This window comes from Bradyrhizobium sp. HKCCYLRH3073 (genome assembly GCF_051167995.1).
GTDB lineage: Bacteria > Pseudomonadota > Alphaproteobacteria > Rhizobiales > Xanthobacteraceae > Bradyrhizobium.
Map to the genome: position 1 here is coordinate 61,098 of NZ_JBNPUD010000004.1, position 24,007 is coordinate 85,104.

General features: G+C 66.1%; 19 protein-coding genes and 1 pseudogene. 11 read left to right on the forward strand and 9 right to left on the reverse strand.

Going from position 1 to position 24,007, the window contains the following annotated elements:
• The first annotated feature begins 33 nt into the window (after positions 1 to 33).
• Positions 34 to 3,408, forward strand: coding sequence for a hybrid sensor histidine kinase/response regulator (locus ACQR1X_RS11315; protein WP_434898838.1), 3,375 nt, complete (start codon positions 34 to 36; stop codon positions 3,406 to 3,408).
• Positions 3,398 to 4,309, forward strand: coding sequence for a response regulator transcription factor (locus ACQR1X_RS11320; RefSeq protein WP_315801777.1), 912 nt, complete (start codon positions 3,398 to 3,400; stop codon positions 4,307 to 4,309). Before ACQR1X_RS11315 ends, ACQR1X_RS11320 begins: the two co-directional genes overlap by 11 nt.
• A gap of 230 nt (positions 4,310 to 4,539) precedes the next feature.
• On the opposite strand, the gene ACQR1X_RS11325 is transcribed toward ACQR1X_RS11320, so the two are convergent.
• A complete protein-coding gene (locus ACQR1X_RS11325; protein ID WP_434898839.1) occupies positions 4,540 to 6,042 on the reverse strand; it encodes a flavin-containing monooxygenase in 1,503 nt (500 codons plus the stop codon).
• 108 nt (positions 6,043 to 6,150) lie between these two features.
• Positions 6,151 to 6,921, reverse strand: coding sequence for a S1 family peptidase (locus tag ACQR1X_RS11330; RefSeq protein ID WP_434898840.1), 771 nt, complete (start codon positions 6,919 to 6,921; stop codon positions 6,151 to 6,153).
• Between the two features lie 109 nt (positions 6,922 to 7,030).
• Here ACQR1X_RS11330 and ACQR1X_RS11335 point away from each other — a divergent pair, with 109 nt between their 5' ends.
• On the forward strand, positions 7,031 to 7,666 hold the full coding sequence (locus tag ACQR1X_RS11335; RefSeq protein ID WP_315801689.1) for an HAD-IA family hydrolase: 636 nt from the start codon (positions 7,031 to 7,033) through the stop codon (positions 7,664 to 7,666).
• 89 nt (positions 7,667 to 7,755) lie between these two features.
• Here the strand turns inward: ACQR1X_RS11335 and mtnA are convergent, their stop codons facing one another.
• The 3 genes from mtnA to ACQR1X_RS11350 form a co-directional block, all read right to left on the reverse strand.
• Positions 7,756 to 8,862, reverse strand: coding sequence for an S-methyl-5-thioribose-1-phosphate isomerase (gene mtnA / locus ACQR1X_RS11340; protein WP_434898841.1), 1,107 nt, complete (start codon positions 8,860 to 8,862; stop codon positions 7,756 to 7,758).
• Positions 8,863 to 8,875: 13 nt separating this feature from the next.
• Positions 8,876 to 9,751: an S-methyl-5'-thioadenosine phosphorylase gene (locus ACQR1X_RS11345; RefSeq protein ID WP_434848380.1), complete on the reverse strand. Its 876-nt coding sequence runs from the start codon at positions 9,749 to 9,751 to the stop codon at positions 8,876 to 8,878.
• A gap of 89 nt (positions 9,752 to 9,840) precedes the next feature.
• The gene (locus ACQR1X_RS11350; RefSeq protein ID WP_315801779.1) at positions 9,841 to 10,113 is read right to left on the reverse strand and encodes a phosphopantetheine-binding protein; all 273 of its coding nucleotides are present in this window, start codon (positions 10,111 to 10,113) and stop codon (positions 9,841 to 9,843) included.
• A 346-nt stretch (positions 10,114 to 10,459) separates the two neighbouring features.
• Here ACQR1X_RS11350 and ACQR1X_RS11355 point away from each other — a divergent pair, with 346 nt between their 5' ends.
• From ACQR1X_RS11355 to ACQR1X_RS11365, 3 genes are read left to right on the forward strand one after another with little or no spacing between them, the layout of a single operon-like run.
• The gene (locus ACQR1X_RS11355; protein WP_434898842.1) at positions 10,460 to 11,686 is read left to right on the forward strand and encodes an acyl-CoA dehydrogenase family protein; all 1,227 of its coding nucleotides are present in this window, start codon (positions 10,460 to 10,462) and stop codon (positions 11,684 to 11,686) included.
• 42 nt (positions 11,687 to 11,728) lie between these two features.
• Positions 11,729 to 12,691, forward strand: a complete 963-nt coding sequence (locus ACQR1X_RS11360) for an amino acid--[acyl-carrier-protein] ligase (protein WP_434898843.1) — start codon at positions 11,729 to 11,731, stop codon at positions 12,689 to 12,691.
• Positions 12,692 to 12,730: 39 nt separating this feature from the next.
• Positions 12,731 to 13,612 carry an acyl-CoA acyltransferase gene (locus ACQR1X_RS11365; protein ID WP_434898844.1) on the forward strand — a complete coding sequence of 294 codons (882 nt, stop codon included), beginning with the start codon at positions 12,731 to 12,733 and terminating at the stop codon, positions 13,610 to 13,612.
• A 1-nt stretch (position 13,613) separates the two neighbouring features.
• Here the strand turns inward: ACQR1X_RS11365 and ACQR1X_RS11370 are convergent, their stop codons facing one another.
• Positions 13,614 to 14,501 carry a branched-chain amino acid aminotransferase gene (locus tag ACQR1X_RS11370; RefSeq protein WP_316179334.1) on the reverse strand — a complete coding sequence of 296 codons (888 nt, stop codon included), beginning with the start codon at positions 14,499 to 14,501 and terminating at the stop codon, positions 13,614 to 13,616.
• 142 nt (positions 14,502 to 14,643) lie between these two features.
• Between ACQR1X_RS11370 and ACQR1X_RS11375 the strand changes: the two genes are divergently transcribed.
• The 5 genes from ACQR1X_RS11375 (at position 14,644) to ACQR1X_RS11395 (ending at position 19,843) form a co-directional block, all read left to right on the forward strand.
• A complete protein-coding gene (locus ACQR1X_RS11375; RefSeq protein WP_434898845.1) occupies positions 14,644 to 15,600 on the forward strand; it encodes an alpha/beta hydrolase in 957 nt (318 codons plus the stop codon).
• A gap of 150 nt (positions 15,601 to 15,750) precedes the next feature.
• Positions 15,751 to 17,055 (forward strand): O-acetylhomoserine aminocarboxypropyltransferase/cysteine synthase family protein, encoded by a 1,305-nt coding sequence (locus ACQR1X_RS11380; protein ID WP_315801697.1) that lies wholly within the window; start codon positions 15,751 to 15,753, stop codon positions 17,053 to 17,055.
• A 12-nt stretch (positions 17,056 to 17,067) separates the two neighbouring features.
• Positions 17,068 to 18,048, forward strand: a complete 981-nt coding sequence (metA, locus tag ACQR1X_RS11385; RefSeq protein WP_315801698.1) for a homoserine O-succinyltransferase MetA — start codon at positions 17,068 to 17,070, stop codon at positions 18,046 to 18,048.
• Between the two features lie 87 nt (positions 18,049 to 18,135).
• Entirely contained in the window at positions 18,136 to 19,377 is a 1,242-nt protein-coding gene (locus tag ACQR1X_RS11390) for a DUF763 domain-containing protein (protein WP_434898846.1), read from the forward strand.
• A gap of 4 nt (positions 19,378 to 19,381) precedes the next feature.
• Positions 19,382 to 19,843 carry an NUDIX domain-containing protein gene (locus ACQR1X_RS11395; protein WP_315801700.1) on the forward strand — a complete coding sequence of 154 codons (462 nt, stop codon included), beginning with the start codon at positions 19,382 to 19,384 and terminating at the stop codon, positions 19,841 to 19,843.
• Positions 19,844 to 19,866: 23 nt separating this feature from the next.
• Here ACQR1X_RS11395 and ACQR1X_RS11400 read toward each other — a convergent pair whose 3' ends face one another.
• The 3 genes and pseudogenes from ACQR1X_RS11400 to ACQR1X_RS11410 all read right to left on the reverse strand — a co-directional run.
• Positions 19,867 to 21,564, reverse strand: a complete 1,698-nt coding sequence (locus ACQR1X_RS11400; protein ID WP_434881456.1) for a methyl-accepting chemotaxis protein — start codon at positions 21,562 to 21,564, stop codon at positions 19,867 to 19,869.
• An 843-nt stretch (positions 21,565 to 22,407) separates the two neighbouring features.
• Entirely contained in the window at positions 22,408 to 23,613 is a 1,206-nt protein-coding gene (locus tag ACQR1X_RS11405; RefSeq protein WP_434898847.1) for an MFS transporter, read from the reverse strand.
• A gap of 104 nt (positions 23,614 to 23,717) precedes the next feature.
• Positions 23,718 to 23,995, reverse strand: a pseudogene (locus ACQR1X_RS11410) (MFS transporter); the annotation flags it as partial.
• Positions 23,996 to 24,007 lie beyond the last annotated feature (12 nt).

Genomic DNA, 24,007 nt, shown 5'->3' on the forward strand with positions numbered 1-24,007 from the left:
GCGGACAAGCGCCCGCGGGTGAGGAGTTCGAAAGTGGCAGGGCGGCAGCGGATCGACCGCGTCAGGCGCCAGTACAACCAGTGGGTCGCCAACCAGACGTTGGAGGACTATGCGCTCCGCTTCACGGCCAAGAGCGCGCGGCGCTGGTCGGCCGCCCGCGTCGCCAACACCGCGCTGGGCGCAATCTCGTTCCTGGCGCTGGAGGCCATCGGCGGCACAATCACCTTGAACTACGGCGTGACCAATGCGACCGCCGCCATCCTGGTCGCCAGCGTGATCATCTTCTGCTGCGGCCTGCCGATCGCCTATCATGCAGCTAAATGCGGCATCGACATCGACCTGCTGACGCGTGGCGCCGGCTTCGGCTACATCGGCTCCACCATCACCTCGCTGATCTACGCCTCCTTCACCTTCATCTTCTTCGCCATCGAGGCGGTGATCCTCGCCTCCGCCCTCGAGATGTGCTTCGGCATTCCGCGCCCGGTCGGCTATCTCATCAGCGCCGTCGTCATCATCCCGCTCGTGACCTACGGCATCACGCTGATCAGCCGCTTCCAACTGTGGACGCAGCCGCTGTGGGTCGTGCTGCACGTCCTGCCCTTTGCCGCAATCGCCTATGCGAGCCCGCACTCCTTCGCCGATTGGCTGCAGTTTCCCGGCGAGCATGGCGATCCCATGGGCCATCTCGATCTGGCGCTGTTCGGGACCGCGGCGGCGGTCGTGTTCTCGCTGGTCGCCCAGATCGGCGAGCAGGTCGACTTCCTGCGCTTTCTGCCGCGCGATCGCCGCACGTCGAGGCGGTCATGGTGGATTGCGCTGTTATCCGCAGGCCCCGGCTGGATCGTGCTCGGTGCGCTGAAGCTGCTGGCGGGCTCGTTCCTGGCCTACTTCGCGCTCAGCCATGGAGTCTCGGCCGACCGCGCCGCCGAACCGGCACACATGTATCTCGAGGCGTTCCGCTACGTGCTGGCCCGGCCGGACCTGGCGCTTGCGCTGACAGGTACCTTCGTGATCGTGTCCCAGATCAAGATCAACGTCACCAATGCCTATGCCGGCTCGATCGCCTGGTCGAACTTCTTCTCCCGCCTGACCCACAGTCATCCGGGACGCGTCGTGTGGCTCGTCTTCAACGTCGTTGTCGCGCTGCTGCTGATGGAGATCGGCGTCTACAAGGCGCTGGAGCAGACGCTGGCGCTGTACTCCAACATCGCCATCTCCTGGGTCGGCGCGCTGGTCGCGGACCTCGTGATCAACAAGCCGCTGGGCCTGCGCCCACCGCAGATGGAGTTCAAGCGCGCCCATCTCTACGACATCAATCCGGTCGGCGTCGGCGCGATGACGATCGCCACGATCGTCTCGATCTGCGCCTTCTATGGCCTGTTCGGTCCGACCGGAAAGGCGCTGTCGACTTTCGTCGCGCTCGGCGTCGCGCTCGTCACGGCGCCCGCGATCGCCTATCTGACCGACGGAAAGTACTATCTGGCGCGCAAGCCGAAGCGGAGCTGGCAGAACATCGAGCAGATCCAATGCTGCATCTGTGAGCATCATTTCGAGCCGGAGGACACCGCCTCCTGCCCGGCCTATGCCGGCCCGATCTGCTCGCTGTGCTGCTCGCTCGACGCTCGCTGTCACGATCTGTGCAAACCGCACGCGCGGGCGCAAGCCCAGGTCGCCGCGGCGCTTGGCGGCATGCTGCCGGGGTCGGTGCTCGCCAAGATCAACTCGCAGCTCGGTCACTATGTCGGTGTCTTTCTGACATCGGCCGGACTCGTCGCGCTGACGCTCGGCATGATCTATCTGGAGACCTCGGCGGCGCTGCCAGGATTCAAGGGCATCATCTCCGACGTGCTGTGGAAGGTGTTCTTCGCTCTCTCCATCATCATCGGCGTCGTGACCTGGCTGTTCGTGCTGGCGCAGCAGAGCCGTCGCGCCGCCGAGGCCGAGACACGCCGGCAGACGCAGCTGTTGATTCAGGAGATCGAGGCGCACAGGCGCACCGACGCCGAGCTGCAGCGCGCCAAGGAGGTTGCGGAGTCCGCCAACCTCGCCAAGAGCCGCTATGTCGTCGGCCTCAGCCACGAGCTGCGCTCGCCGCTGAACGCGATCTCCGGCTATGCGCAACTGCTCGAGCAGGACACGAGCCTCGCACCGAAGCCGCGGGACCAGGTCCGCGTCGTCCGCCGCAGCGCCGATCATCTGTCCGGCCTGATCGACGGCATCCTCGATATCTCCAAGATCGAAGCCGGGCGGCTGTATCTGTCGCGCGACGAGGTCCGTCTCAGCGAATTCCTCGACCAGCTCGTGGGCATGTTCCGATTGCAGGCTGCAGCGAAGGGCGTCGACTTCGTGTTCAAGCGGCCGGCCGTGCTGCCGCTGGTCGTCTACGCCGACGAGAAACGGCTGCGCCAGATCCTGATCAACCTGCTGTCGAATGCGATCAAATTCACCGCGGAAGGCAGCGTCCAGTTCGTCGTGCATTATCGCAGTCCGGTCGCCGAGTTCGAGGTGATTGATACCGGGCCCGGCATCCAGCCCGACGACCTCGAGCGCATCTTCGCGCCGTTCGAGCGCGGCGCGCTCGGGGCCGCTCAACCGCAGACCGGCACGGGACTGGGCCTGACGATCAGCCGCCTGCTCGCCGGGGTGATGGGCGGCGACATCAAGGTCGAGAGCAGGGTCGGCACCGGCAGCACCTTCAAGATCAAGATCCTCCTGTCCGAGGTCACCAACCCGACGCGGCATGCGCCGGTGAAGGCGCCGGTCGCCGGCTATCTCGGACCGCGCAGGACGATCCTGATCACCGACGACGATCCCGTCCATCGCGACCTCCTGCGCGAGGTGCTGACGCCGCTCGGATTCATCCTGCTGAGCGCGCCCGACGGTCCCGCCTGCCTCGCGCTCGCACAGCACTGCCAGCCGGATCTGTTCATTCTGGACATCTCGATGCCCGGCATGGACGGCTGGACGGTGGCCGAGACCTTGCGCAACAGCGGTCATCATCAGGCCCGGATCCTGATGACATCTGCGAGCGCGCTCGAAGCGCATGGCCGGCCGCTGGCGCAACCATTCCACGACAGCTACCTGATGAAGCCGATCGACATCCCAAGGCTGCTGGAGGCGATACGTCAGTTGCTGAAGCTCGAATGGAGCTACCAGACCGACATCCCAGTGGCGCCGCCACGCTGGCGGCCGGACACCGGGTCCCGGCCCCCGCTCAACTATGTCGAGGAGCTGATGAGCCTCGGCCAGATTGGCTATATCAGGGCCATTCAGCTCAAGCTCGACGACATCAGCAACGCGCATCCGGAGCATGCCGACTTCGTCGCCCAGATGCGCACGCTTATCGACCGCTTCGATCTCGATCAGTACATGGCCACTCTGAAGACCTTGCATGCCTATGAGCACTGACAGCCGGAAGCGCGACGTCGCGCTGGTGGTGGACGACTCGCCGGAGACGCTTCGGCTGCTCACCGACGCGCTGGATGGTGCCGGCATGACGGTCATGGTCGCACTCGATGGCGCCGCGGCCATGCGCATCATCGACCAGATCACGCCGGACATCATCCTGCTCGACGCGGTCATGCCCGGCATGGACGGCTTTGAGACCTGCCGCAAGCTCAAGCGCGAGACAGGTCTCTCCAACGTCCCCGTCATCTTCATGACCGGGCTCGCCGATACCGAGCATATCGTGAAGGGACTGGAGGCCGGCGGCGTCGACTACGTCACCAAGCCGATCGCCGTCTCGGAGATGCTGGCGCGCATCCGCGTGCATCTCGCCAACGCCCGGATGACGCAGAGCGCCCGCGCCGCGCTCGACGTCTCCGGCCGCTTCCTGCTGGCCGTCAACCGCGAGGGACGGCTGATGTGGGCAACGCCGCAGGCCCAGAAGCTGCTGTCGGACAGTTTCGGCACCGCCGACGAGCTCGTTCTGCCCGAAGCGCTGCGGCTCTGGCTGGATCAGGCGCAGAACGGCGGCGGGAAGGCCGCCGCTTCGATCCCCGATCATCCCGAATTGCGCCTCTACTACATGGGCGGAGCCGGGCCCAACGAGTTCCTGCTGCGGCTCGCCAAGGAGTCCTCCGGTGAGTTGCCAAAGGAATTCTCCAGCGAGTTCGGTCTCACGACGCGCGAGGGCGAAGTGCTGTCATGGCTCTCTAAGGGCAAGACCAACCGCGACATCGCACAGATCCTGGGACTGAGCCCGCGGACCGTCGACAAGCACCTCGAGCAGATCTACGCCAAGCTCGGCGTCGAGAACCGAACCGCCGCCGCGGCGATCGCGACGGGGGTGACGCGGCGGGAGGGATGAGACGGGCGGCGCACTCAGAAGCGCGCTCTGAAACTCGCTGTCGTCCCGGGCAAGCCCGCTGACGCACAGCGTCAACGGGCGCCGACCCGGGACCCATACCGCGTGATCTCGCTTGGGGCAGGATGTAAGCTGGCGTCGTGCCTCACATATCCGGCTGTGGTTATGGATCCCCGCGTTCGCGGGGATGACACCGAGGTTAGAGCGACAGCGAGTACTCCACCCCTCGGCGCTCACCCATATACGAACGCCGGATCATCCAGATCGATCGCAGGGATCTCGTCCTTCTCGCTCCAATAATCCTGGCTGTGCTGCCACTCCGGCTTGTCGCCGCGCTTGGGCAGCAGATGCATGTTGCGCATCATGTAGCCGGGATTGAAGTTTTCCGGGTCGATCCATGGCAGCAGCGGCATGTTGTGATCCTCCGGGCGCAGCGCCGGCACGACCTTGCTCACGCCCTTCTCCTTCATATGCGCGAGCAGGCGGCACACGAAATCCGCGACCAGATCGGTGCGCAACGTCCAGCTGGCGCGGAAATAGCCGAACACCCAGGCGAGATTCGGCACACCCGTGAACATCATGCCGCGATAGGTCACGGTGTCGGCAAAGTCGAGCGGCTTGCCGTCGATCGAGAATGCAATGTCGCCGAGCACGCAAAGATCAAAGCCGGTGGCAGTGATGATGATGTCGGCCTTGATCTCGTCGCCGGACTTCAGCTTGATGCCGCCTTCGGTGAAGCGCTCGATCTCATCGGTCACGACCGAGGCCTTGCCGCTCTTGATGCCCTCGAACAGATCGGCATCCGGCACGAAGGCGATGCGCTGTCGCCACGGCCGATAGCTCGGGGTGAAATGCCTGGCCGCCTGTTCGGGGCCGATGATGGCGCTGATCTGGCCGATCAGCTCCTTCTTGACCTGCTCGGGCTCCGTCAAGCAGCGCTTGGTGAACCAATCCTGCTCGAACAGGATCTTGCGCCTGACGATCTCGTGGATCCACTCCTCCTTGACATCAAGCCGACGCAACTCCTCGGCCAGCTCGATCGCGTTGCGGCCGATGCGGAAGTAGGTCGGCGAGCGCTGCAGCATCGTCACATGCGCGCATTTTCCGGCGATCGACGGCAGGATGGTCGCGGCCGTCGCACCGGAGCCGATGACCACGACCTGCTTGCCGGTGAGATCGAGATCCTCAGGCCAGAGTTGCGGATGCACGATGCGGCCCTTGAATTTCGCCATGTCCGGCCACTCCGGCGTGTAGCCCTTGGAGTGGCGGTAGTAGCCCTGGCACATCCAGAGGAAATTCGTGGTGAAGGTGACGGGCTGCTGATCCCTGCCCTTCACGGCTTGGACCGTCCAGAGATTGGTCGCGCTCGACCAGCTGGCCGACACGATGCGATGGCCGTAGCGGATGTGGCGGCCGAGATCGTTCTCTTCAATCACCTCGCCCATGTAGCTGAGGATTTCTTCCGCGGTCGCGATCGGCGGCCCGACCCACGGCTTGAAGCTGTATCCAAATGTGTGCAGGTCGCTGTCGGAGCGGATGCCGGGATAGCGGTGCGTCCGCCAGGTGCCGCCGAAGCCGTCCTGGCTCTCCAGGATCACGAAGCGCTTGTCGGGCATCTGCCTGGTCAACTGATAGGCGCTGCCGACACCGGAGATGCCGGCGCCGACGATGAGCACGTCGAAATGTTCGGTCGCGTGAGAGGACGCGGCCTCCCGGATGGGCGCGATGACGTTCATGGGAGTCCCTGGGCTTTGGTCTTGATGTTGTTTCCTCGCGTGACAGGCTGAACCCGATCACAGCGACGGTCAACCCATCGCGAAGCGCGGCGTCGTGAACGCTGCGCCTCAATTTCCGCCGAGCGGCATGCCCCACTGCCGCGCGGTCTGCACGACCCAATCGCGATACAACGTGAGCGGCGTGACGCCGGTCATGCCGCCGCAGCCATCGCCGAGATTTGGCCCGGTCGACCATGAGATGACGCCGATCAGCACCTGTCCTTGCGCCTGCGTCTCGAATGCAGGCCCGCCGGAATCCCCGGTGCAGCCACCGAGCCCGGACCGCGCGCCTTGCGTCGCCGGATCGACCAGCCGGATCTGCAATGTGCCTGGCCTGCCTGTGGCCACCAGCGCCGCGCCGCGCACCACGCCCCCGCTCTTGCCGTCGCCGGGGACGGCGACACCGATGCCTGCGACCGTGAATGCGTTGCCGGCGGCAAGCGGCGGCTGCGGCACGCCGAGCGCCACCGGCACGCGCTCCTTCGCTGGCGCCTCCAATTCCAGCAGCGCGACATCGGCGGTGGCGCGATGCGCCAGGATGGCCTGCACGCTGAAGCTGGGATGCACCGCCACCCGCCGGACCGTCTTGAGAACCGGCCTGCGGTCGCGATCGTATTCCACGATGCGGTAATCGAGACCCGGCTGCACGCAATGCCCGGCGGTCAGCACCAGCTTCGGGGCAATCAGCGCGCCGCTGCAGAAATTGCCGCGCGAGCCGACGATCGTGACCACGGCGCGGCCGATGCCATCATTCAGCGCCGGCGCATTGCCGACGATGGCCAGGGCCTGCGACGGCGCCAGCAGAGCGGCGGCTGCAATGATTGCGTGAGACGGCTTCATCGCGGCAGCAATAGCGGCTGACGCCGAGGTCGCCAAGTGCGACCGAGGTCGCCAAGTGCGGCATCCCATGCTAGCGATCATCCAGGGATCAAGGAAGGACAGGACTGACATGGTCGAGGCGGTGATCTTCGATTTCGGTGGCGTGCTGACGACATCGCCGTTCGAGGCATTCGCACGGTTCGAGAAGGAGCGCGGCTATCCTGTCGACATCATCCGCAACACCAATGCCGCCAACCATCTCGAGAACGCCTGGGCGAAATTCGAGCGGGCCGAGATCGACCTCGACACTTTCGACCGGCTGTTCGCCGAGGAGTCGCTGGCGCTGGGCGGCGCTGCGGTCAGCGGGCGGGAGGTGCTGCCACTGCTCACCGGCGACCTCCGTCCCGACATGGTCGAGGCGCTCCGCCGCATCAAGGCGGAGTGCAAGACCGGCTGCATCACCAACAATCTGCCGGCGAACGCAATCGGCAGCCAGGGCGGACGCTCGTTGTACGTCGCGGAGGTGATGGCGCTGTTCGATCACGTGATCGAGTCGGCCAAGATCGGCCTGCGCAAGCCCGATCCCCGGATCTACCAGATGATGACCGAGACGCTCGGCGTCAGCCCCGCGGACTGCGTCTACCTCGACGATCTCGGCATCAACCTGAAGCCAGCGCGCGAGATGGGCATGACGACGATCAAGGTGGTCAGCGCAGCGCAGGCGATCGCCGAGTTGGAAGCCGCGACGGGTCTGAGCCTGCGCTGATCGTCATTGCGAGGCATCCTTGCGCCGAAGCAATCCGAAGGCTTCGTGGGATTCTGGCTTGCGTCGCTGCCCTCGCAACGGCGCTGATCCTAATCGTTCGTCTGTTTGGCCCGATCCGGAAATGCCGCCGCCAGTGCCGCGCCGTCGGCCCGCAGCACGCCGCGCTCGGTGATCAGCCCGCTCACCAGCCGCGCCGGCGTGACGTCGAAGCCGTAGTTTGCGACCGGCGATCCCGGCGGCACGATGCGCACCGTCTCGATACGGCCGTCGGCGGTGCGGCCGGTCATCTCGGTGACTTCCTGCGCACCGCGCTGCTCGATCGGGATCTGTCGTCCCTCGGCGACCGCGAAATCGATCGTCGGCGACGGCAACGCGACATAGAACGGCACGCCGTTGTCGTGTGCCGCGAGCGCCTTGAGATAGGTGCCGATCTTGTTACAGACATCGCCGTTGGCGGCGACGCGGTCGGTGCCGACAATGGCGAGATCGACCATCCCATGCTGCATGAGATGGCCGCCGGTGTTGTCCGGGATGACGGTGTGCGCCACGCCATGATGACCGAGCTCCCAGGCGGTCAGCGACGCTCCCTGATTGCGCGGCCTGGTCTCGTCGACCCACACATGGATCGGAATGCCGCGATCATGCGCGAGATAGATCGGCGCGGTCGCCGTGCCCCAATCGACGGTCGCAAGCCAGCCGGCATTGCAGTGGGTCAGCACGTTCACGATTTCGCCCGGCTTCTTGCGCGCCGCGGCCGCTTCGATCAGCGCGAGGCCATGCGCGGCGATGCCCTGGTTGATCGTGACGTCCTCGCCGGCAATGTCGACGGCGCGGGAATACGCCGTATCTCGCCGCTCCGATGGCGCCAGCCGGCGCAGCATCGTGCCCATCGTGTCGAGCGCCCATTTCAGGTTGATCGCCGTCGGCCGCGTCGCGATCAACATCTCGTAGGCGCGGTCGATGCCGGGATCGGAGCGGTCGTCGCGCATCGCCAGCGCCATGCCGAAGGCGGCGGTGGCGCCGATCAGCGGCGCGCCGCGAACCAGCATGCCGCGGATCGCATCCGCCGCCTCCTCGCATGTCGTGATCTTCGCCACCACGAACTCGTGCGGCAACCGGCGCTGATCGATCGCGCAGACCGACCAGCCGTCGGAGTCGAGCCAGATGCTGCGATAGTGCCGGCCGTCCACCTTCATGTTCGATCCCCCTTCAACCGCGCAAGATACGGCCTGCGACCGCATCGAGCTTGTTCAGAAGCTCGGGATCGCGCGCCTCCGGCGCAGTGATCAAGGCGGTGTCGAGCGCACGGTCGGAGCCGATCGGGCACGGTTCGTGCTCGCGCGGAAACTCGCGGGCGAGCCGCGCCACCAGTGATTTCGCCTTGTCGGCGTTGGTGGTGAGCACGCGAATGATGTCCTGCACGGTAACGGCGTCGTGATCCGGATGCCAGCAGTCGAAGTCGGTCACCATCGCGACCGTCGCGTAGCAGATCTCGGCCTCGCGAGCGAGCTTCGCCTCCGGCATGTTGGTCATGCCGATCACCGAATAGCCCGACGCCTTGTAGGTCATACTCTCGGCATAGGTCGAGAATTGCGGTCCCTCCATGCAGACATAGGTGCCGCCGCGCGCGATCGCGATGCCTTCGGCCTCGGCCGCCGCCGCCAGATGAATGCGCAACCGCGGCGAAACCGGATGCGCCATCGAGACGTGGGCGACGCATCCCCTGCCGAAAAACGAGCTTTCGCGCTTGTAGGTGCGATCGACGAACTGATCGACCAGCACGAAGGTGCCCGGCGGCAGCTCTTTCTTGAACGAGCCGCAGGCCGACAGCGACACCAGGTCGGTGACGCCAGCGCGCTTCAGCACGTCGATATTGGCGCGGTAATTGATGTCGGACGGGGACAACCGGTGTCCCTTGTCATGGCGCGGCAGGAACACGATCGGCAGCCCCGCGATCGTTCCCCGGCGCAATGGCGCCGACGGCTCGCCCCAGGGGCTCGCGATCACCTCTTCGCGGGCATCTTCCAGTCCCGGCAGATCATAAATGCCCGAGCCGCCGATAATGCCAAGCACAGCCTTCGTCATGACGTCCCCATCTCCAATGGAGACGAGAATGCCAGCTTTGCGACGGATTGAAAACAGCGACGCGGTGAACCGCGGGGCGTGGCAGCGGGTCAGGCGGCCTTGGCTGCCGCCAGCTGACCGCTCACCAGACGCTCCAGCGTGGCGACAGACTGGAAGTTCTCCGGCGTGATCAGCTCCTGCGGAATGGTGAAATCGAACTCCGATTCGAGCGCCAGCATCAGGTTGACCATGTCCATTGACGTCAGCCCGATGTCGACGAGCTTTGCATCCGCCGTCACGTCGGTAGAACTGGCGTTCTGCGCGAGGATATCGCGGACGAGCGCCACGATCCTGTGACTGACATCGACATCGAAACTCGGCATGGGGACCTCTTCACTCGCGGCTTGTTCCGGCACGTCGAATCTGATCGACGCTCGCGCAGGGAGATAACGCAATCCGGCGGCAAAAGAGTTACGCCGCATCCCCGTTCCAGGTCTGAACTCGTCTTAACGCTAACGGCTTGGCCCGAAATTCTCGGACCGAAACAACCAGGAATTAACCCCCACCCGTCGATTGCACAGCGTTTACCCTGAATTTCGTCGACGTATTTGAATCAAATCCATACCCTGCGAGCAGCCCCAAAAAGAAGGCGCAGTGCATCTGTCCTGATCTTGCGAGGACGCACGTGCCGATCTCTCAACGAGACAAAATCCGGAGTATCGATCGGTCATGACTCTCCAGGGAACCGCGCTTCGCAACCCGATCCCCGATGATGGCGAGAGCCTTCTGCTCGATCGCAGCTCCTTGTTCCTGCAGCGGACCGCGGCTGTGGCCGCGCAGGCCGCCGCGGAAGCCGACGAGGTCGACCGTGACGGCCGCTTCCCCAAGGCCGCAATCGATGCGGCACGCGAGCACAAGCTGCTCGGGATGCAGATCCCGGTCGAGTTCGGCGGCTTCGGGGCGTCGATCCACGACATCGCCGACGTCTGCTATGCGCTCGGCCGCGCCTGCGCCTCCAGCGCCATGATCTTCGCCATGCACCAGACCAAGGTCGCCTGCCTTGTGCGTCACGGCCGCGGCAGCGGCTACATGGAATCCCTGATGCGCCGTATCGCATCCGAGCAGCTGTTGATGGCCTCTTCCACCACCGAGGGACACAACGGCGGCAACATCCGCGCCAGCGCCGCGGCCGTCGGCCACGACGGTAACCGCATCTCGCTGAAGCGCGACGCCACGGTGATCTCCTATGGTGCCGAAGCCGACGGCCTCGTCACCATTGCCCGTCGCGCCGACAGCGCAGCCGCCTCTGATCAGGTGTTGCTGGCGCTGACGACGGACGATTATACGATCTCGCGTACCCTTGGCTGGGAAACGCTGGGCATGCGCGGCACCTGCTCGACAGGATTCGCGCTGGAGGTGAGCTGTCCGTCCGACCGCATGTTCACCGAATCCTATGACCGCATCCACGGCCAGACGATGACGCCGTTCGCGCATCTCTGCTGGTCATCGGCCTGGGCCGGCATTGCTGCGGCCGCGGTGGAGCGCGCCCAGCGCTTCCTGCGCAAGGCCGCTCGCGGCGCCGGCGGACAGATGCCGCCGGCAGCTGCACATTACACCGCGGCTAAGATGGCGCTGGCCCGGCTGCGCGCAATGATCGTCACCAACATGGATGCCTTCGTCGCCCATGAATATGACGAGCGGGCGCTGAGCTCGCTCGACTTCCAATCCTCGATCACGCTGTTGAAGGTGCAGGCCTCGGAGCTTGCCGTCGAGACCGTGATGCATGCGATGCGCGCCTGCGGGCTCTCGGGTTATCGCAACGACGGCGAGTTCTCGATCGGCCGCCACCTGCGCGATGTTCTGTCGGCGCCGATCATGATCAACAACGACCGTATTCTCACGAACATTGCCACGGCCAATTTGATGAGCACGGTACCGGCCTCGCTCCATGAATGACCGCGCCGATCGCAGCCATTGCCTCCACCCAGGATTTGCACAATGACGATCCCCGTTCTCCCGCAGTCGCCCGAGATTGCGCCCCAGCCGGCAGACGCGCTCGATCATCTGACCGACGCCCTGTTCCATCGCATGGGCGCGGATGGCGTCTATGCACGGACCGCGCTGTATGAAGGTGTTGTGGAGCGGCTCACGACGCTCATCACGCGGCATCGTGAGCCCGGCACGGAGGTCATGCGCTTCCCGCCGGTCATGAGCCGGACGCAGCTTGAGAAGTCCGGCTATCTCAAGAGCTTTCCAAATCTGCTCGGCTGCGTCTGTGGCCTGCACGGCACCGAGCGGGACATCCACGAAGCCGTGGCACGTTTCGACAAGGGCGGCGACTGGACCACCTCGTTGTCGCCGGCCGACCTCGTGCTGTCGCCCGCAGCCTGCTATCCGGTGTATCCGATCGCGGCGAGCCGTGGTGCACTGCCGGTCGGCGGCCTACGCTTCGACGTCGCGGCCGATTGCTTCCGCCGCGAGCCGTCGCGGCATCTCGACCGCCTGCAGTCGTTCCGTATGCGCGAATATGTCTGCATCGGCACACCCGACGACGTCTCGGCATTCCGCGACCGTTGGATGGTGAAGGCGCAAACGATCGCCCACGATCTCGGGCTGTCGTTCCGCGTCGATCACGCCAGCGACCCGTTCTTCGGTCGCGTCGGCCAGATGAAGGCGGTCAGCCAGAAGCAGCAGGCGCTGAAATTCGAGCTCCTGGTGCCGTTGCGATCGGAAGAGCAGCCGACCGCCTGCATGAGCTTCAACTATCATCGCGAGCATTTCGGCACGACCTGGGGCATCGCCGACGCCGACGGCGCGCCGGCGCACACCGGTTGCGTGGCCTTCGGCATGGACCGCCTCGCGGTCGCGCTGTTCCATACCCATGGCATCGATCCGACGCGCTGGCCGTCACGCGTGCGCGACGCGCTGCTGGTGGAGCGTCAGCCCGACGTCGTCGGCTGACGCCGCGTCGCCATCGTCGGGAGATCGGCAGACAATCTCATGACCGCGCGCAAGCCGCTGATCCGCTGCCGGGAGATCGGGGAGCCCGATCTCGACGCGGTCGCCGATCTGCTCACGCGCGGATTTCCGCGGCGGTCCCGCGCGTATTGGGCCACGGGCCTGCACCGACAGACGACGCGTCCGGCGCCCGAAGGCTATCCCCGCTATGGCTATCTGCTCGAGAACGACGGCACGGCCGTCGGCGTGTTGTTGCTGATCTACAGCAACCGGGGCACACCCGCGCAGCCGCAGATCTGGTGCAACCTGTCGAGCTGGTATGTCGAGCCGTCGTTTCGCAACTATGCGACGATGCTGACCCGGATCGCACAGCGTTTGCCTGGGGTGACCTACATCAACATCAGCGCCGCGCGCCGGACCTGGCCGATCATCGAGGCGCAGGGCTTTCGTCCCTATTGTCACGGCTTGTTCTTTTCAGTGCCCGCCATGTCATTTGCCGGCCGCGGCGCGCAAGTGGAGCAGGTCGCCGCTGACGCCCAGGCGCTCGATGGACTTCCGCCCAGCGAGGCTGACCTGCTGATCCGCCACGCAGGCTATGGCTGCCTCAGCATCGTGGTCCGGTCGAAGCATGGCCCGATTCCGTTGGTGTTGCAGCAGCTCCGGGTCCGGCAAGGACGGTTCGCATTGCCGGCAATGCAGCTGATCTACTGCCGCGGCACCTCCGACTATGTTGCCTGCGCCGGCGCCGTGGGCCGTTTCCTGCTGCCGCGCGGACGCGTGTCCGTCGTCGTCGACGCCGACGGGCCGATTGCCGGGCTCTACGGCGTCTACACCGAACGCCGCGGCCGCAAATACGTCAAGGGACCGGAGCCGGGGCGGCTCGGCGATCTCAGCGATACCGAACTTCCCGTCTATGGGTCCTGACCTATGCCGCGGCCCTGACCCGGTGGGCATAGTCCCAGTACAGCCTGCGTGCGCGGCTGAAGACGGGACCGATTGGCAGCGTCCGGTCGTCGATGCGGATCACCGGCGCGACCTTGGCGAAGTTGCCCGACGAGAATATCTCGTCGGCGTTCAGGAAATCGTCATATCGGAGCGTCGTCTCGACCACACTCACACCATCGCCTCGCAGCAATTCGATCACGCGCTGTCGCGTGATCCCGTTGAGGAAGGTCCCGTTCGGCACCGGCGTGAAGACAACGCCATCCTTGACCATGAACACGTTGGCATTGCCGAACTCCGCGACGTTGCCGAGCAGATCCAGCATCAGGCAGTTGTTGAAGCCGCGCGAGGCCGCTTCGATCAGCGCGCGCGAATTGTTCGGATAGAGGCATGCCGCCTTGGCGTCGACCGGCGCGCATTCGGCCGTCGGCCTTCGGAATGGCGACAGCGTGATGGCGTTGCCCGTTGGCTGCGGCATCGGCGCCTCATAGATGCACAGGCACCAATTGGTGGTGTCGGGATCGAACAGGACACCGCCGCCGGCGCCATGCTGCGCCCAGTACATCGGGCGGATGTAGAGCTCGGCTCCCGCTCCGAACCGCGCGATCCCTTCCCGCGCCAGCCCCATCCAGGTCTCGACGTCCACCACGGGTTTGAGCCGGAAATTGATCGCGGACTGATTCACACGCGCGCAGTGCCGATCGAGATCGGGCGTCACGCCTTCGAACGCGCGCGCCCCGTCGAACACGGTCGATGCGAGCCAGGTCGCGTGGGTCCGTACGCCCATGATCGGCGCATTGCCCTCGCGCCATTCGCCGTCGAAGAAGGTCCAGGTCTGCGAGTAGCTGACAGGCTTGACGATGTGGGTCATGGCGGCGCTCCCGTTCGGCATCGATCGTTGTCTGCACTTCTGGCGTGAAGATTTTAAGGATTTCCCCGTCGCGGCCTGCCGCTCATGATCGATTCACTGCTGATGGGCACAATGGTCGCTGCCTTGGTTAACTGGAGCTGTCATGCCGCTCGACCCTCGCGCCCGGCGCCTGCTTTCGATGGTAGCTGCCGCTATGCCGGAAAGCCGGCAGCATCCGAGTGTCGGGCAACGCCGGCAGTCGCTGGCCAAGCTGATGCAGTTCGCGCGGAACGACTGCGGCGCCGTCATCACGCGGGATGGCGATTTCTCCGGTCCCTCCGGGCAGCTTCGCTACCGCCTGTACACGCCGGCAGCGGGTCCGGACGATCTCGGGATGCCGCCTGGCTTCGTATACTTTCATGGCGGCGGTCTCGTGGCGGGCAGCATCGACACACACGACAAGGTCGCCGCTGCGCTTGCCGCCGCCTCGCGCTGCCGGCTGCTCTCGATCGACTACCGCCTCGCGCCCGAGCACCCGTTCCCGGCAGCGATCGAGGATGCGATCGCTGCCGTTCACTTCGCGATCGATCACGCGGCCGCACTCGGCATCGACGGCAATCGCATTGTGCTCGGCGGCGATTCCGCGGGCGCCACGCTCGCGGCCGCCGTTTGTCAGCAGGCCGCCGGCGACAGCCCTCTCAGAATCGCGCTGCAGTGCCTGATCTGCCCGGTGCTCGATTTTTCCAGCCCCTGGCCGTCGCGCGAGCTGTTCGGCACCGGCTACCTGATCAACAGGGCGACCTGGCAGGCCGACCTCGGCGACTGTCTGGACGGCAAGACCGATGTCGCGCATCCACTGATATCGCCGCTGTGCCGCGAGACGCTGGCCGGGCTTCCGCCCGCCGTGATCCACACCGCAGAGTTCGATCCGATGCGTGACGAGGGAAATGCCTATGCGGCACGGCTGGCGGAGGCCGGCGTCACGGTCGCGCATGTCTGTCACGACGGCATGGTCCACAATTTCCACGCGCTCGGTGCGATCCTGCCGCAGGCCAAGGTCGCGCTGGAGCTGGTCGGGCAGCAGATCCGGTCGCTGCTGCGGGTTTCTTCTATGCGCTAATTCGAAGTTCTTCGGCCACATCTCGTTAGGGTTATTTCGTCGTTCTTGTCGCGAATTATTGCCCGCTTTACGCCTGCGCTCCTACAACGACACCACTCGCGGAATACGAGCAGCTCGCCGCATTGGTCGAAGCGAGCGTGGAGATCGCCGATGCGCAACGAGACGATTGCAATCCACGCAGGCTATGAGCCGGAGGCGACCACCAAGGCCGTCGCGGTTCCGATCTATCAGACCGCCGCCTACGCCTTCGACAGCGCCGACCACGGCGCCGCCCTGTTCAATCTCGAAGCCGAGGGCTACCGCTACAGCCGCATCTCCAATCCGACCACGGCGGTGCTCGAGAAGCGCGTCAGCGAGCTCGAGGGCGGCGTCGGCGCGCTCGCCGTCGGCACCGGGCAGGCGGCGCTCCACTTTGCATTCGTCAACCTCGCCGATGGCGGCGGCAACATCGTTTCGGTGCCGCAGCTCTACGGCACCACGCACACGCTGCTCGGTCACATCCTGCCGCGTCAAGGCATCACTGGACGCTTTGCCGACAGCGATGCGCCCGACGCCATCGAGCGTCTCATCGACGACAACACCAAGGCGGTGTTCGCGGAGACGATCGGCAACCCCGCCGGCAATGTCTGCGACATCGAGGCGTTGGCCAAGGTCGCGCATCGCAACGGCGTGCCACTGATCGTCGACAACACCGTCGCGACACCGATCCTGCTGCGGCCGTTCGACTACGGCGCCGACATCGCGGTGCATTCGCTGACCAAATTTCTCGGCGGCCATGGCACGACGCTGGGTGGCATGCTGGTCGACAGCGGCAACTTCCCCTGGAAGGATCACGCCGACCGCTTTCCCGCCTTTACCCAGCCCGATGCGTCCTATCACGGGATGGTCTACGCCGATCATTTCGGCCGCAGCGCCTACATCCAGCGCGCGCGCAGCGTCTATCAGCGCACCATGGGCGCGGTGCTGTCGCCGTTCAATGCCTTCCTGCTGCTGCAGGGCATCGAGACCGTCGCGCTGCGCATGGAGCGTCACGTCGAGAATGCGCGCAAGGTCGCCGAATTCCTCCGCAACGATCCGCGCGTGGCATGGGTCAACTACGCGGGCTTCGCCGACAGCCGCTATTACCCGCTGGTCCAGAAATATCTCGACGGTCGCGCGTCGTCGCTGTTCACGTTCGGGATCAACGGCGGCATGGAGGCCGGCAAGGCGTTCTACGACGCCCTGAAGCTGGTCACGCGGCTGGTCAATATCGGCGATGCGAAGTCGCTGGCCTGCCATCCCGCATCGACCACGCATCGGCAGATGCCGCCGGACGACCAGCGCAAGGCGGGCGTCCTTCCCGAGACGATCCGGCTGTCGATCGGCATCGAGCATGTCAGCGACATCATCGAGGATCTCGACCAGGCGCTCGCCCAGGCCTGCCCTCGCCCGCGTCAATTGGATGCGGCGGAGTAGAGCGATCAGCCGATGACCCTGCTGTTCGACCGACATCGCAGGATCGCGAGCCCTGCCCTCGCGCCCGCCGAGTTCGACGACCGGGGCCGGCGCCCGATCGAGCTTTCGATCGGCCTCGTCAACAACATGCCGGACAGCGCCTTGAAGGCGACCGATCTCCAGATCGCCCGCCTGCTGCAACAGTGCGCGCCGCGGCACGTCCGCATCCGCCTGCACTGCTTCTCGCTGCCCTCCATCATGCGCTCGCAGGCGGCGAGGCACCACGTCGCCCAGTCCTACGCCGACATCGGGTCGCTCGACCGGCTCGGCATCGACGGCCTGATCGTGACCGGCGCCGAGCCCGTCGCGGCGGCCTTGCGCGACGAGCCTTATTGGTCGGACCTCACCTCGGTCATCGACTGGGCCAGAACCAACACCCGCTCGACGATCTGGTCCTGTCTCGCGGCCCACGCGGCCGTGCTGCATCTCGACGACATCGAGCGGCAGCGGCTGGCGAGCAAATGCTCCGGCATCTTCGACTGCGAGAAGGTCCAGGACGACTGGCTCACGCACGGCATCCATTTGCCGCTCCAAGTGCCGCACTCCCGCCTCAACGCCGTCAACGAGCCGCTGCTGGCGGAGCGCGGCTACGACATCCTGACCCGGTCTGACGAGGTCGGCGTCGACATCTTCGCGCGCTCGATGCCAAGCCGGTTCGTGTTCTTCCAGGGCCATCCCGAATATGACGCGCTCTCCCTGCAGCGCGAATACATGCGCGACATCGCGCGGTTTCTCGCCGGTCAGCGCGACGACTATCCGCGGCTGCCGAAATCCTACTTCAGCGCCGAGAGCGAGGCGGTGCTCAACGCGTTCGAGTGGCGGGCCAAGGAAAGGCGCGACCCGACGCTGGCGGCCGAGCTTCCGGGGTTGACGTTGCGGCCTGACCTCGCCGCCGAAAGCGCTGCACAGACGCTGTTCAGGAACTGGATCGCCCATCTCGGGCAGACCGGCTAACGCCAAAGTCCGCCCGACATCGGATCGATCGCGCATCGGCGCGCCTTCTGTTAGATTGGTGCGACACGCCTCCTCTGCAAGGTTCCGATGGCCCGACGTACCGGCAGCGCCGATCTTCCGCTCCATTCCGGACGCGTGCCGGCCTGGCTCGGCATGCGCATGGCCTCGCTTGGCGCCATCATCACCCAGGCGATCGTGCATCATTACGGCCGCGACGAATTCCTGGCGCGGATGTCGCATCCGTTCTGGTTCCAGTCGTTCGGCGCCGTGATGGGCATGGACTGGCATTCCTCCGGCATCACCACCAGCGTGATCGGCGCGCTGAAGCGCGGACTGAAGCCGCTGTCCGGCGAGCTCGGCATCTACGTCTGCGGCGGCCGCGGCGAACACTCGCGCAAGACGCCCGACGAGTTGCGCCTGCTCAGCGACCGGCTCGGCCTCGACGGCGAGGAGCTGGTGCGGACCAGCAAGCTGGTCGCCAAGGTCGACAGCGCCGCGGTGCAGGACGGCTTCGACCTCTATCTGCACGGCTTCTTCGTCACCGCGGACGGCAAATGGACCGTGGTGCAGCAGGGCATGAATGGCGACGCCCGCCAAGCGCGGCGCTATCACTGGCACTCGCGCGAGCTTGCGAGCTTCGTCGACGCGCCGCACAGCGCCATCGATGGTCCCGTCCAGGGCGAGATCGTCAACCTCACCGACAAGCGCGCCGCGCCGTCGCGCGACGCGCAGCTCGAGCTGCTCACCGATCTCGGCCCCGACCGGGTCGTCACCGAGTTCGAGCGGCTGAGCACGCCGGAGCCCGCCCAAGGCCTGCTGCCGCATCTGGTCATGCCTGATCATCACGACGTCAGGCCGAAGGACGTGTTCGCCCGCCGCCTCCACGGCACGCTCGCTGCCGCGGCCGAGCGCGGTCCCGTCGACTTTCCCGACCTGCTGCTGACGCCGGGCGTCGGCGCCCGCACCGTGCGCTCGCTCGCCATGGTCGCCGAGGTCGTGCACGGCGCGCCCTATCGATTCAGCGATCCGGCGCGGTTCTCGCTGGCGCATGGCGGCAAGGACCGGCATCCCTATCCGGTGCCGATCAAGGTCTATGACGAGACCATCCGCGTGCTCAAATCAGCCGTCGGCAACGCCAGGCTCGGCCGCGACGAGGCGCTGTCGGCCCTGAAGCGGCTCGACGACCAAGCGCGCCGGCTGGAGCGCAGCGCGACCGGCCCCTCGCTCGAGGCCTACATCGCCACCGAGCGCGCCGCCTCGCCCGAGCTCGACGGCCGCTCGGTGTTCGGCTGGGAGCGCGATCTCATCCAGCGCACCGGCGAGGCGTAGCGGCATGCCGGCGCGCAGCGCGGGCGTGCTCGCGTTTCGCAGGACCGCCGACGGATTGGAAGTACTGCTGGTGCATCCCGGCGGCCCGTTCTGGCGCCACAAGGATCTCGGCGCCTGGTCGATCCCGAAGGGCGAATTCGGCGCCGGCGAGGCGGCCGAAGCCGTGGCGCGGCGCGAATTCGCCGAGGAGCTTGGCACCGCGCTGACGGTGCCGCTCGTCCCGCTCGGCGAGATCAAGCAGCGCGGCGGCAAGGTGGTCGAGGCATTCGCCGCCGAGACCGATCTCGATGCCGGCGGCATCACCAGCAACGCATTCGAGCTCGAATGGCCGCCGCGCAGCGGCCGTCTCCAGCGTTTTCCCGAGGTCGACCGCGCCGCCTGGTTCGACCTCGCCGAGGCGAGGGTCCGGATCAATCCGGCCCAGGCCACACTGCTCGACCGCCTCGTGGCGATCGGCGGAGGGTGAGCTGTCACCATCCGCCGCCGGCGTCACGCCGCGCGGACGTTGCCGAGGAATCGTCCGGTCTGGGTCTTGAGCTGATCCGACTGACTGCCGAGCTGGGAGGCTGCGCTCAGCACCTGCGCCGCCGCGGCGCCGACCTGGCCGGACGCCTCGCGCACGCCGACGATGTGCTGCATGACGCCCTGCGTGCCCTGCGCCGCCTGCTGCACGCTGCGGGCGATTTCCTTCGTCGCCGCGCCCTGCTCCTCAACCGCGGCCGCGATCGCGTCGGTGATCTCGTTCATCTGGCCGATGGTCGCGCCGATCTCGCGGATGGCGTTGACGGTGGAGCCGGTGGCGTCGCGGATGGCTTCGATCTGGCTGGTGATCTCCTCGGTCGCCTTGGCGGTCTGCGCCGACAGCGCCTTGACCTCGTTGGCGACCACCGCGAAGCCCTTGCCGGCCTCGCCGGCACGCGCCGATTCGATGGTGGCGTTCAGCGCCAGCAGGTTGGTCTGGCCGGCGATGGTCTGGATCAGCGCCATGACCTCGCCGATCTTCTGCGAGGCGTGGACCAGCCGGTCGACCATCGCCTCCGTCCGCGTCGCCTGCCCGACCGCGTTCTGGGCGATCGACGACGACTGCGTAACCTGCTTGGCGATCTCCTGGATCGATGACGACAGTTGCTCGGCGGATGCCGACACCGTCTGCACGTTCCTGGCGGTCTGCTCCGCGGCCGCGGCCACCTTCGCGCTCTGGTCGGTGGTGCCGGAGACGATGCTCGACATCGACTGTGCCGAGGTCTGCAGCTCGCCGGCGGCGGTCGCGGTGGTCTGGATCACGCCCCCGATCGAGCGCTCGAACTCGTCGGCGATCCGCACCAGCACCGTACGGCGCTCCTCGGCGGCCTGCTGCTTGGACTGCTCCTGCTCGGCCCGGAGCCGCTCGCTCTCGGCGAGATGCTCCTTGAAGATCTGCAGGCTGCGCGCCATGCGGCCGATCTCGTTCCGGCGATCGGTGAACGGCACCTCGAAGCTCAGATTGCCCTTGCTCAGCTCGTCCATCACGGCGCAGGTGCGGTCGAGCGGAACGACGACGCTGCGTCCGAGCCAGAAGGCGACGATCGCGGCAACCAGCAGACCGGCAAGCGCGCCGAAGCCGGCCCACATCGCGCGCTGATAGACGACCGCATCGACGTCGTCGACATACACGCCGGCCTGGATCGCCAGCATCTTGTCTCCGCTGCCATAGGCGCCGACATAGGACATCTTCGGCAGCTCGGTCGTGCCCCCGGCACGCGGCACCTTGTACTCGACGAATCCACCGCCGGCGCGGGCCATGCGGACGATGTCCTGGATCAGGAGCTTGCCGGTGGAATCCTTGAAGTCCCAGCGGTTGACGTTGATGTATTTCGGGTTGGCGTGGACGTAGGTCACGCCCGCATCCGACGATCCTGTTCCGTAGACGCCGAGATAGTCGTTGTATTGGCCCCAGCGCATGGCGCCGATCGCGGCGTAAGCCTGCTGCCGCGCCTGCTCCGGCGCCATCTTGCCGGCTGTCGCAGCGGCGTCATAATAGCTCAGCACCTTGACGGCGGACTCGACGAGGTTGCGGACCATGGTCTGCCGCTCCTCGAGAACGGTTCCGCGCAGCATCAGGATCTGCATGGCGGAGACGGCGAACAGTGCGATCGACATCACGGCGATGATCGCCGCGAGACGCTGATAGACAGTCAGGTGTCGCATTTTCTGGTTCTCGTTGCGTGGACTGTATGCACGATACCAACCGTACATTAATGGTTTGCTATCCGTGCCGCCCGAACCCCGGCGAACTAATTAGTTTTTGGACAAATCATCCACTCACGCGAACTCAGGCCAGAGAACAACCAACCCGACCCGGGGTGGCGATCGTTCGAATTAACATGCGATAATCAAAGGTATCGTCCAAGGAGACGGCCGGTTCCCTGCCAGTTCCGGTGGGTCAGGTGTCGAGTTCCCACGGAGTTTCGTCGTCGCGACGCGTCAGGCGCCCGAGCTTTGTGCAGCGAAGCCCTCACGTCATCGAGGGCGCAGGGAAGACCAGGCATCGGCTGATTCCTGCGGCCCCCGTGCGGAAAGGAATGCACGGGGCAGGAACCACAGGTTCAGCCGGGTTTGCCCGGCCTTCCCTGCGCAATGGTGTTACGGCTGCTTCGCACTCTCCCCGGGGACCGGCGTTCTTGCCCCCGTTTGCGACGACGCGCCAAAGGCACGCCACGCAGGCATCAGCGTCGGGATGCCAGGACCATGCGACTTGACCGTCCGTGCCGGCGCCGCTCGTCAGTCGGCGCCCGCCCGTCCATCACATCCCACCCCAACGCTCCTGACGATGCGCAGCGCCCCTCGTCGATGAGGCGGGACGGCGATAGAGAACCATAAATTCCGATAAAACGAAAGAACAAATTTGCGCAGACGGGCGCCACCGGGGCGATGTCGTTGACGCAACGAACGAACTTCGTGTTTTGGCGCAGGACGGACGCGGCCTGTCCCGCGGTCCGGCGCTTCCCGCCGAGCCCATGACCGGCCCGACGGGCGACTCAGTCGAACGCCTCAGGACGAGACCGCCGCGCGCATCGGACGGCGCCGCCGCAGCAGCAGCAGGATGACCACGGCCGCGCATGAGCAGGCCAGGCTCAGCGCCAGCGGCGCGTTGCTGCCGTAGCGGGTCAGGAGCTCGACCAGGATGGGCGCCGACACCGCCGACAGCAGGTTGAGCGGCAGTCCGATCTGGGCTGACGCCTTGGCGAACGCGGCCTTGTCGTAGAACACCAGCGGCATCGTGGCCCGCGCCACGGCGAGCGCACCGCTGCCGAGCCCGTAGATCAGGATGAAGCCGCCGATCGCGGCATGCGAGCCGTCGCTCAGCATCAGCAGCAGCATTGCCACCGGCAGCGCCAGTCCGGCGACGATCGCGGTGCTGATGCCGTCCCAGCGGCCGCCGCCGAGAAAATCGATGGCGCGGGCGCTGATCTGGATCACGCCCAGCATCGAGCCGAAGCCGACCGCCTCGGCCGCCGACAGGCCTTCGGCCTTCAACAGCTCGATCAGCACCGCCCCCATTCCGAACGCGACGAAGGCGTTGAGGCCGGAGGCGCCGACCAGCAGATAGAAGGTGCTACGCGTCGGCGTCGATGCGGGGGCGGACGCTGCCGCATCCGAGGACGGCGGCAGATGATCATGGACGCGCCGCGGCAGCAGGAACACGAACAGCGGCAGCGAGACCAAGAGCAGCAGACCGGCATAGACGAGACAGGTGCTGCGCCAGCCGATATGCGCCGAGAGGGCCGAGGTCACCGGCCAGAAGATGCTGCTCGACAGCCCCGTGACCAGCATCAGTGCGCCGATGGCGCTGCGCGCGCGCAGGCCCGCGATCTCGTTGAGCACGATGTAGGAGGCGGTCGAGAGCGTGGCGCTGCCGGCGATGCCGAGCAGCAGCCACGCCGCATAATAGGTCAGCGGCCCCTGCGCGGTCGACAGCAGCGCATAGCCGGGTGCGGCCAGCACCGTGCCAGCGATCATGACGCGTCGGCCGCCCTGCTTGACGAACGGCCGCGCCAGCAGCGGCGAGCACAGCCCCATCGACATGTACAGCACGGTCGTGCTGGCGAAGATCGCCGTGAGGTCCATCTCCAGATCCGCTGCCATGGCCCGGCCGATCACCGCCGGCAGGCTGAGCGTGCCCCAGGCGATGAGCTGCGTGACGGCGAGGACGATCAGGACGCGCAGGAGGGAGGGATCGGCGATGACGGGGGGCATTTCTGGGCGAGGGCACTACAGGAGAGGGCGCGCGACACGCGCCACAGTGCTGGTTTTAGAGCATTCGAGCCGCACGAGCCCCGCTGTTTCGGAATTGCGTCCTGTCACCGATGAGGGGGCTCGGACCACGTGCCGGCCATGACGTGCGCCGGTCGCCGCCGGCGAAGCAGCAACAGCATGAGCGGGGCGGCGGAGGAGCAAGCGAAGGTCACCCCAGCGACGCGTTGCCGCCATAGCTGGTGAGCAGCGCAGCCAGGACAGGCGCCCAGACGGCCGACAGCAGATTGAGCGGCAACGCGATCTGCGCCGACGCTTTGGCAGACGCCGCCTTGTCGTAGAACACGAGCGGCATGGTCGCCCGTGCCACCGCCAGCTCGCCGCTGCTGCTCCATCT

Bases quoted from the DNA above. Each gene is read 5' to 3' on its own strand.
- ACQR1X_RS11380 (WP_315801697.1), top strand. From the start codon at position 15,751: ATGCGCAACGAGACGATTGCAATCCACGCAGGCTATGAGCCGGAGGCG.
- ACQR1X_RS11330 (WP_434898840.1), bottom strand. From the start codon at position 6,921: ATGAAGCCGTCTCACGCAATCATTGCAGCCGCCGCTCTGCTGGCGCCG.
- ACQR1X_RS11355 (WP_434898842.1), top strand. From the start codon at position 10,460: ATGACTCTCCAGGGAACCGCGCTTCGCAACCCGATCCCCGATGATGGC.
- ACQR1X_RS11375 (WP_434898845.1), top strand. From the start codon at position 14,644: ATGCCGCTCGACCCTCGCGCCCGGCGCCTGCTTTCGATGGTAGCTGCC.
- ACQR1X_RS11370 (WP_316179334.1), bottom strand. From the start codon at position 14,501: ATGACCCACATCGTCAAGCCTGTCAGCTACTCGCAGACCTGGACCTTC.
- mtnA (WP_434898841.1), bottom strand. From the start codon at position 8,862: ATGAAGGTGGACGGCCGGCACTATCGCAGCATCTGGCTCGACTCCGAC.
- ACQR1X_RS11350 (WP_315801779.1), bottom strand. From the start codon at position 10,113: ATGCCGAGTTTCGATGTCGATGTCAGTCACAGGATCGTGGCGCTCGTC.
- ACQR1X_RS11345 (WP_434848380.1), bottom strand. From the start codon at position 9,751: ATGACGAAGGCTGTGCTTGGCATTATCGGCGGCTCGGGCATTTATGAT.
- ACQR1X_RS11405 (WP_434898847.1), bottom strand. From the start codon at position 23,613: ATGCCCCCCGTCATCGCCGATCCCTCCCTCCTGCGCGTCCTGATCGTC.
- ACQR1X_RS11325 (WP_434898839.1), bottom strand. From the start codon at position 6,042: ATGAACGTCATCGCGCCCATCCGGGAGGCCGCGTCCTCTCACGCGACC.
- ACQR1X_RS11335 (WP_315801689.1), top strand. From the start codon at position 7,031: ATGGTCGAGGCGGTGATCTTCGATTTCGGTGGCGTGCTGACGACATCG.
- ACQR1X_RS11395 (WP_315801700.1), top strand. From the start codon at position 19,382: ATGCCGGCGCGCAGCGCGGGCGTGCTCGCGTTTCGCAGGACCGCCGAC.
- ACQR1X_RS11365 (WP_434898844.1), top strand. From the start codon at position 12,731: ATGACCGCGCGCAAGCCGCTGATCCGCTGCCGGGAGATCGGGGAGCCC.
- ACQR1X_RS11320 (WP_315801777.1), top strand. From the start codon at position 3,398: ATGAGCACTGACAGCCGGAAGCGCGACGTCGCGCTGGTGGTGGACGAC.
- ACQR1X_RS11360 (WP_434898843.1), top strand. From the start codon at position 11,729: ATGACGATCCCCGTTCTCCCGCAGTCGCCCGAGATTGCGCCCCAGCCG.
- metA (WP_315801698.1), top strand. From the start codon at position 17,068: ATGACCCTGCTGTTCGACCGACATCGCAGGATCGCGAGCCCTGCCCTC.
- ACQR1X_RS11400 (WP_434881456.1), bottom strand. From the start codon at position 21,564: ATGCGACACCTGACTGTCTATCAGCGTCTCGCGGCGATCATCGCCGTG.
- ACQR1X_RS11390 (WP_434898846.1), top strand. From the start codon at position 18,136: ATGGCCCGACGTACCGGCAGCGCCGATCTTCCGCTCCATTCCGGACGC.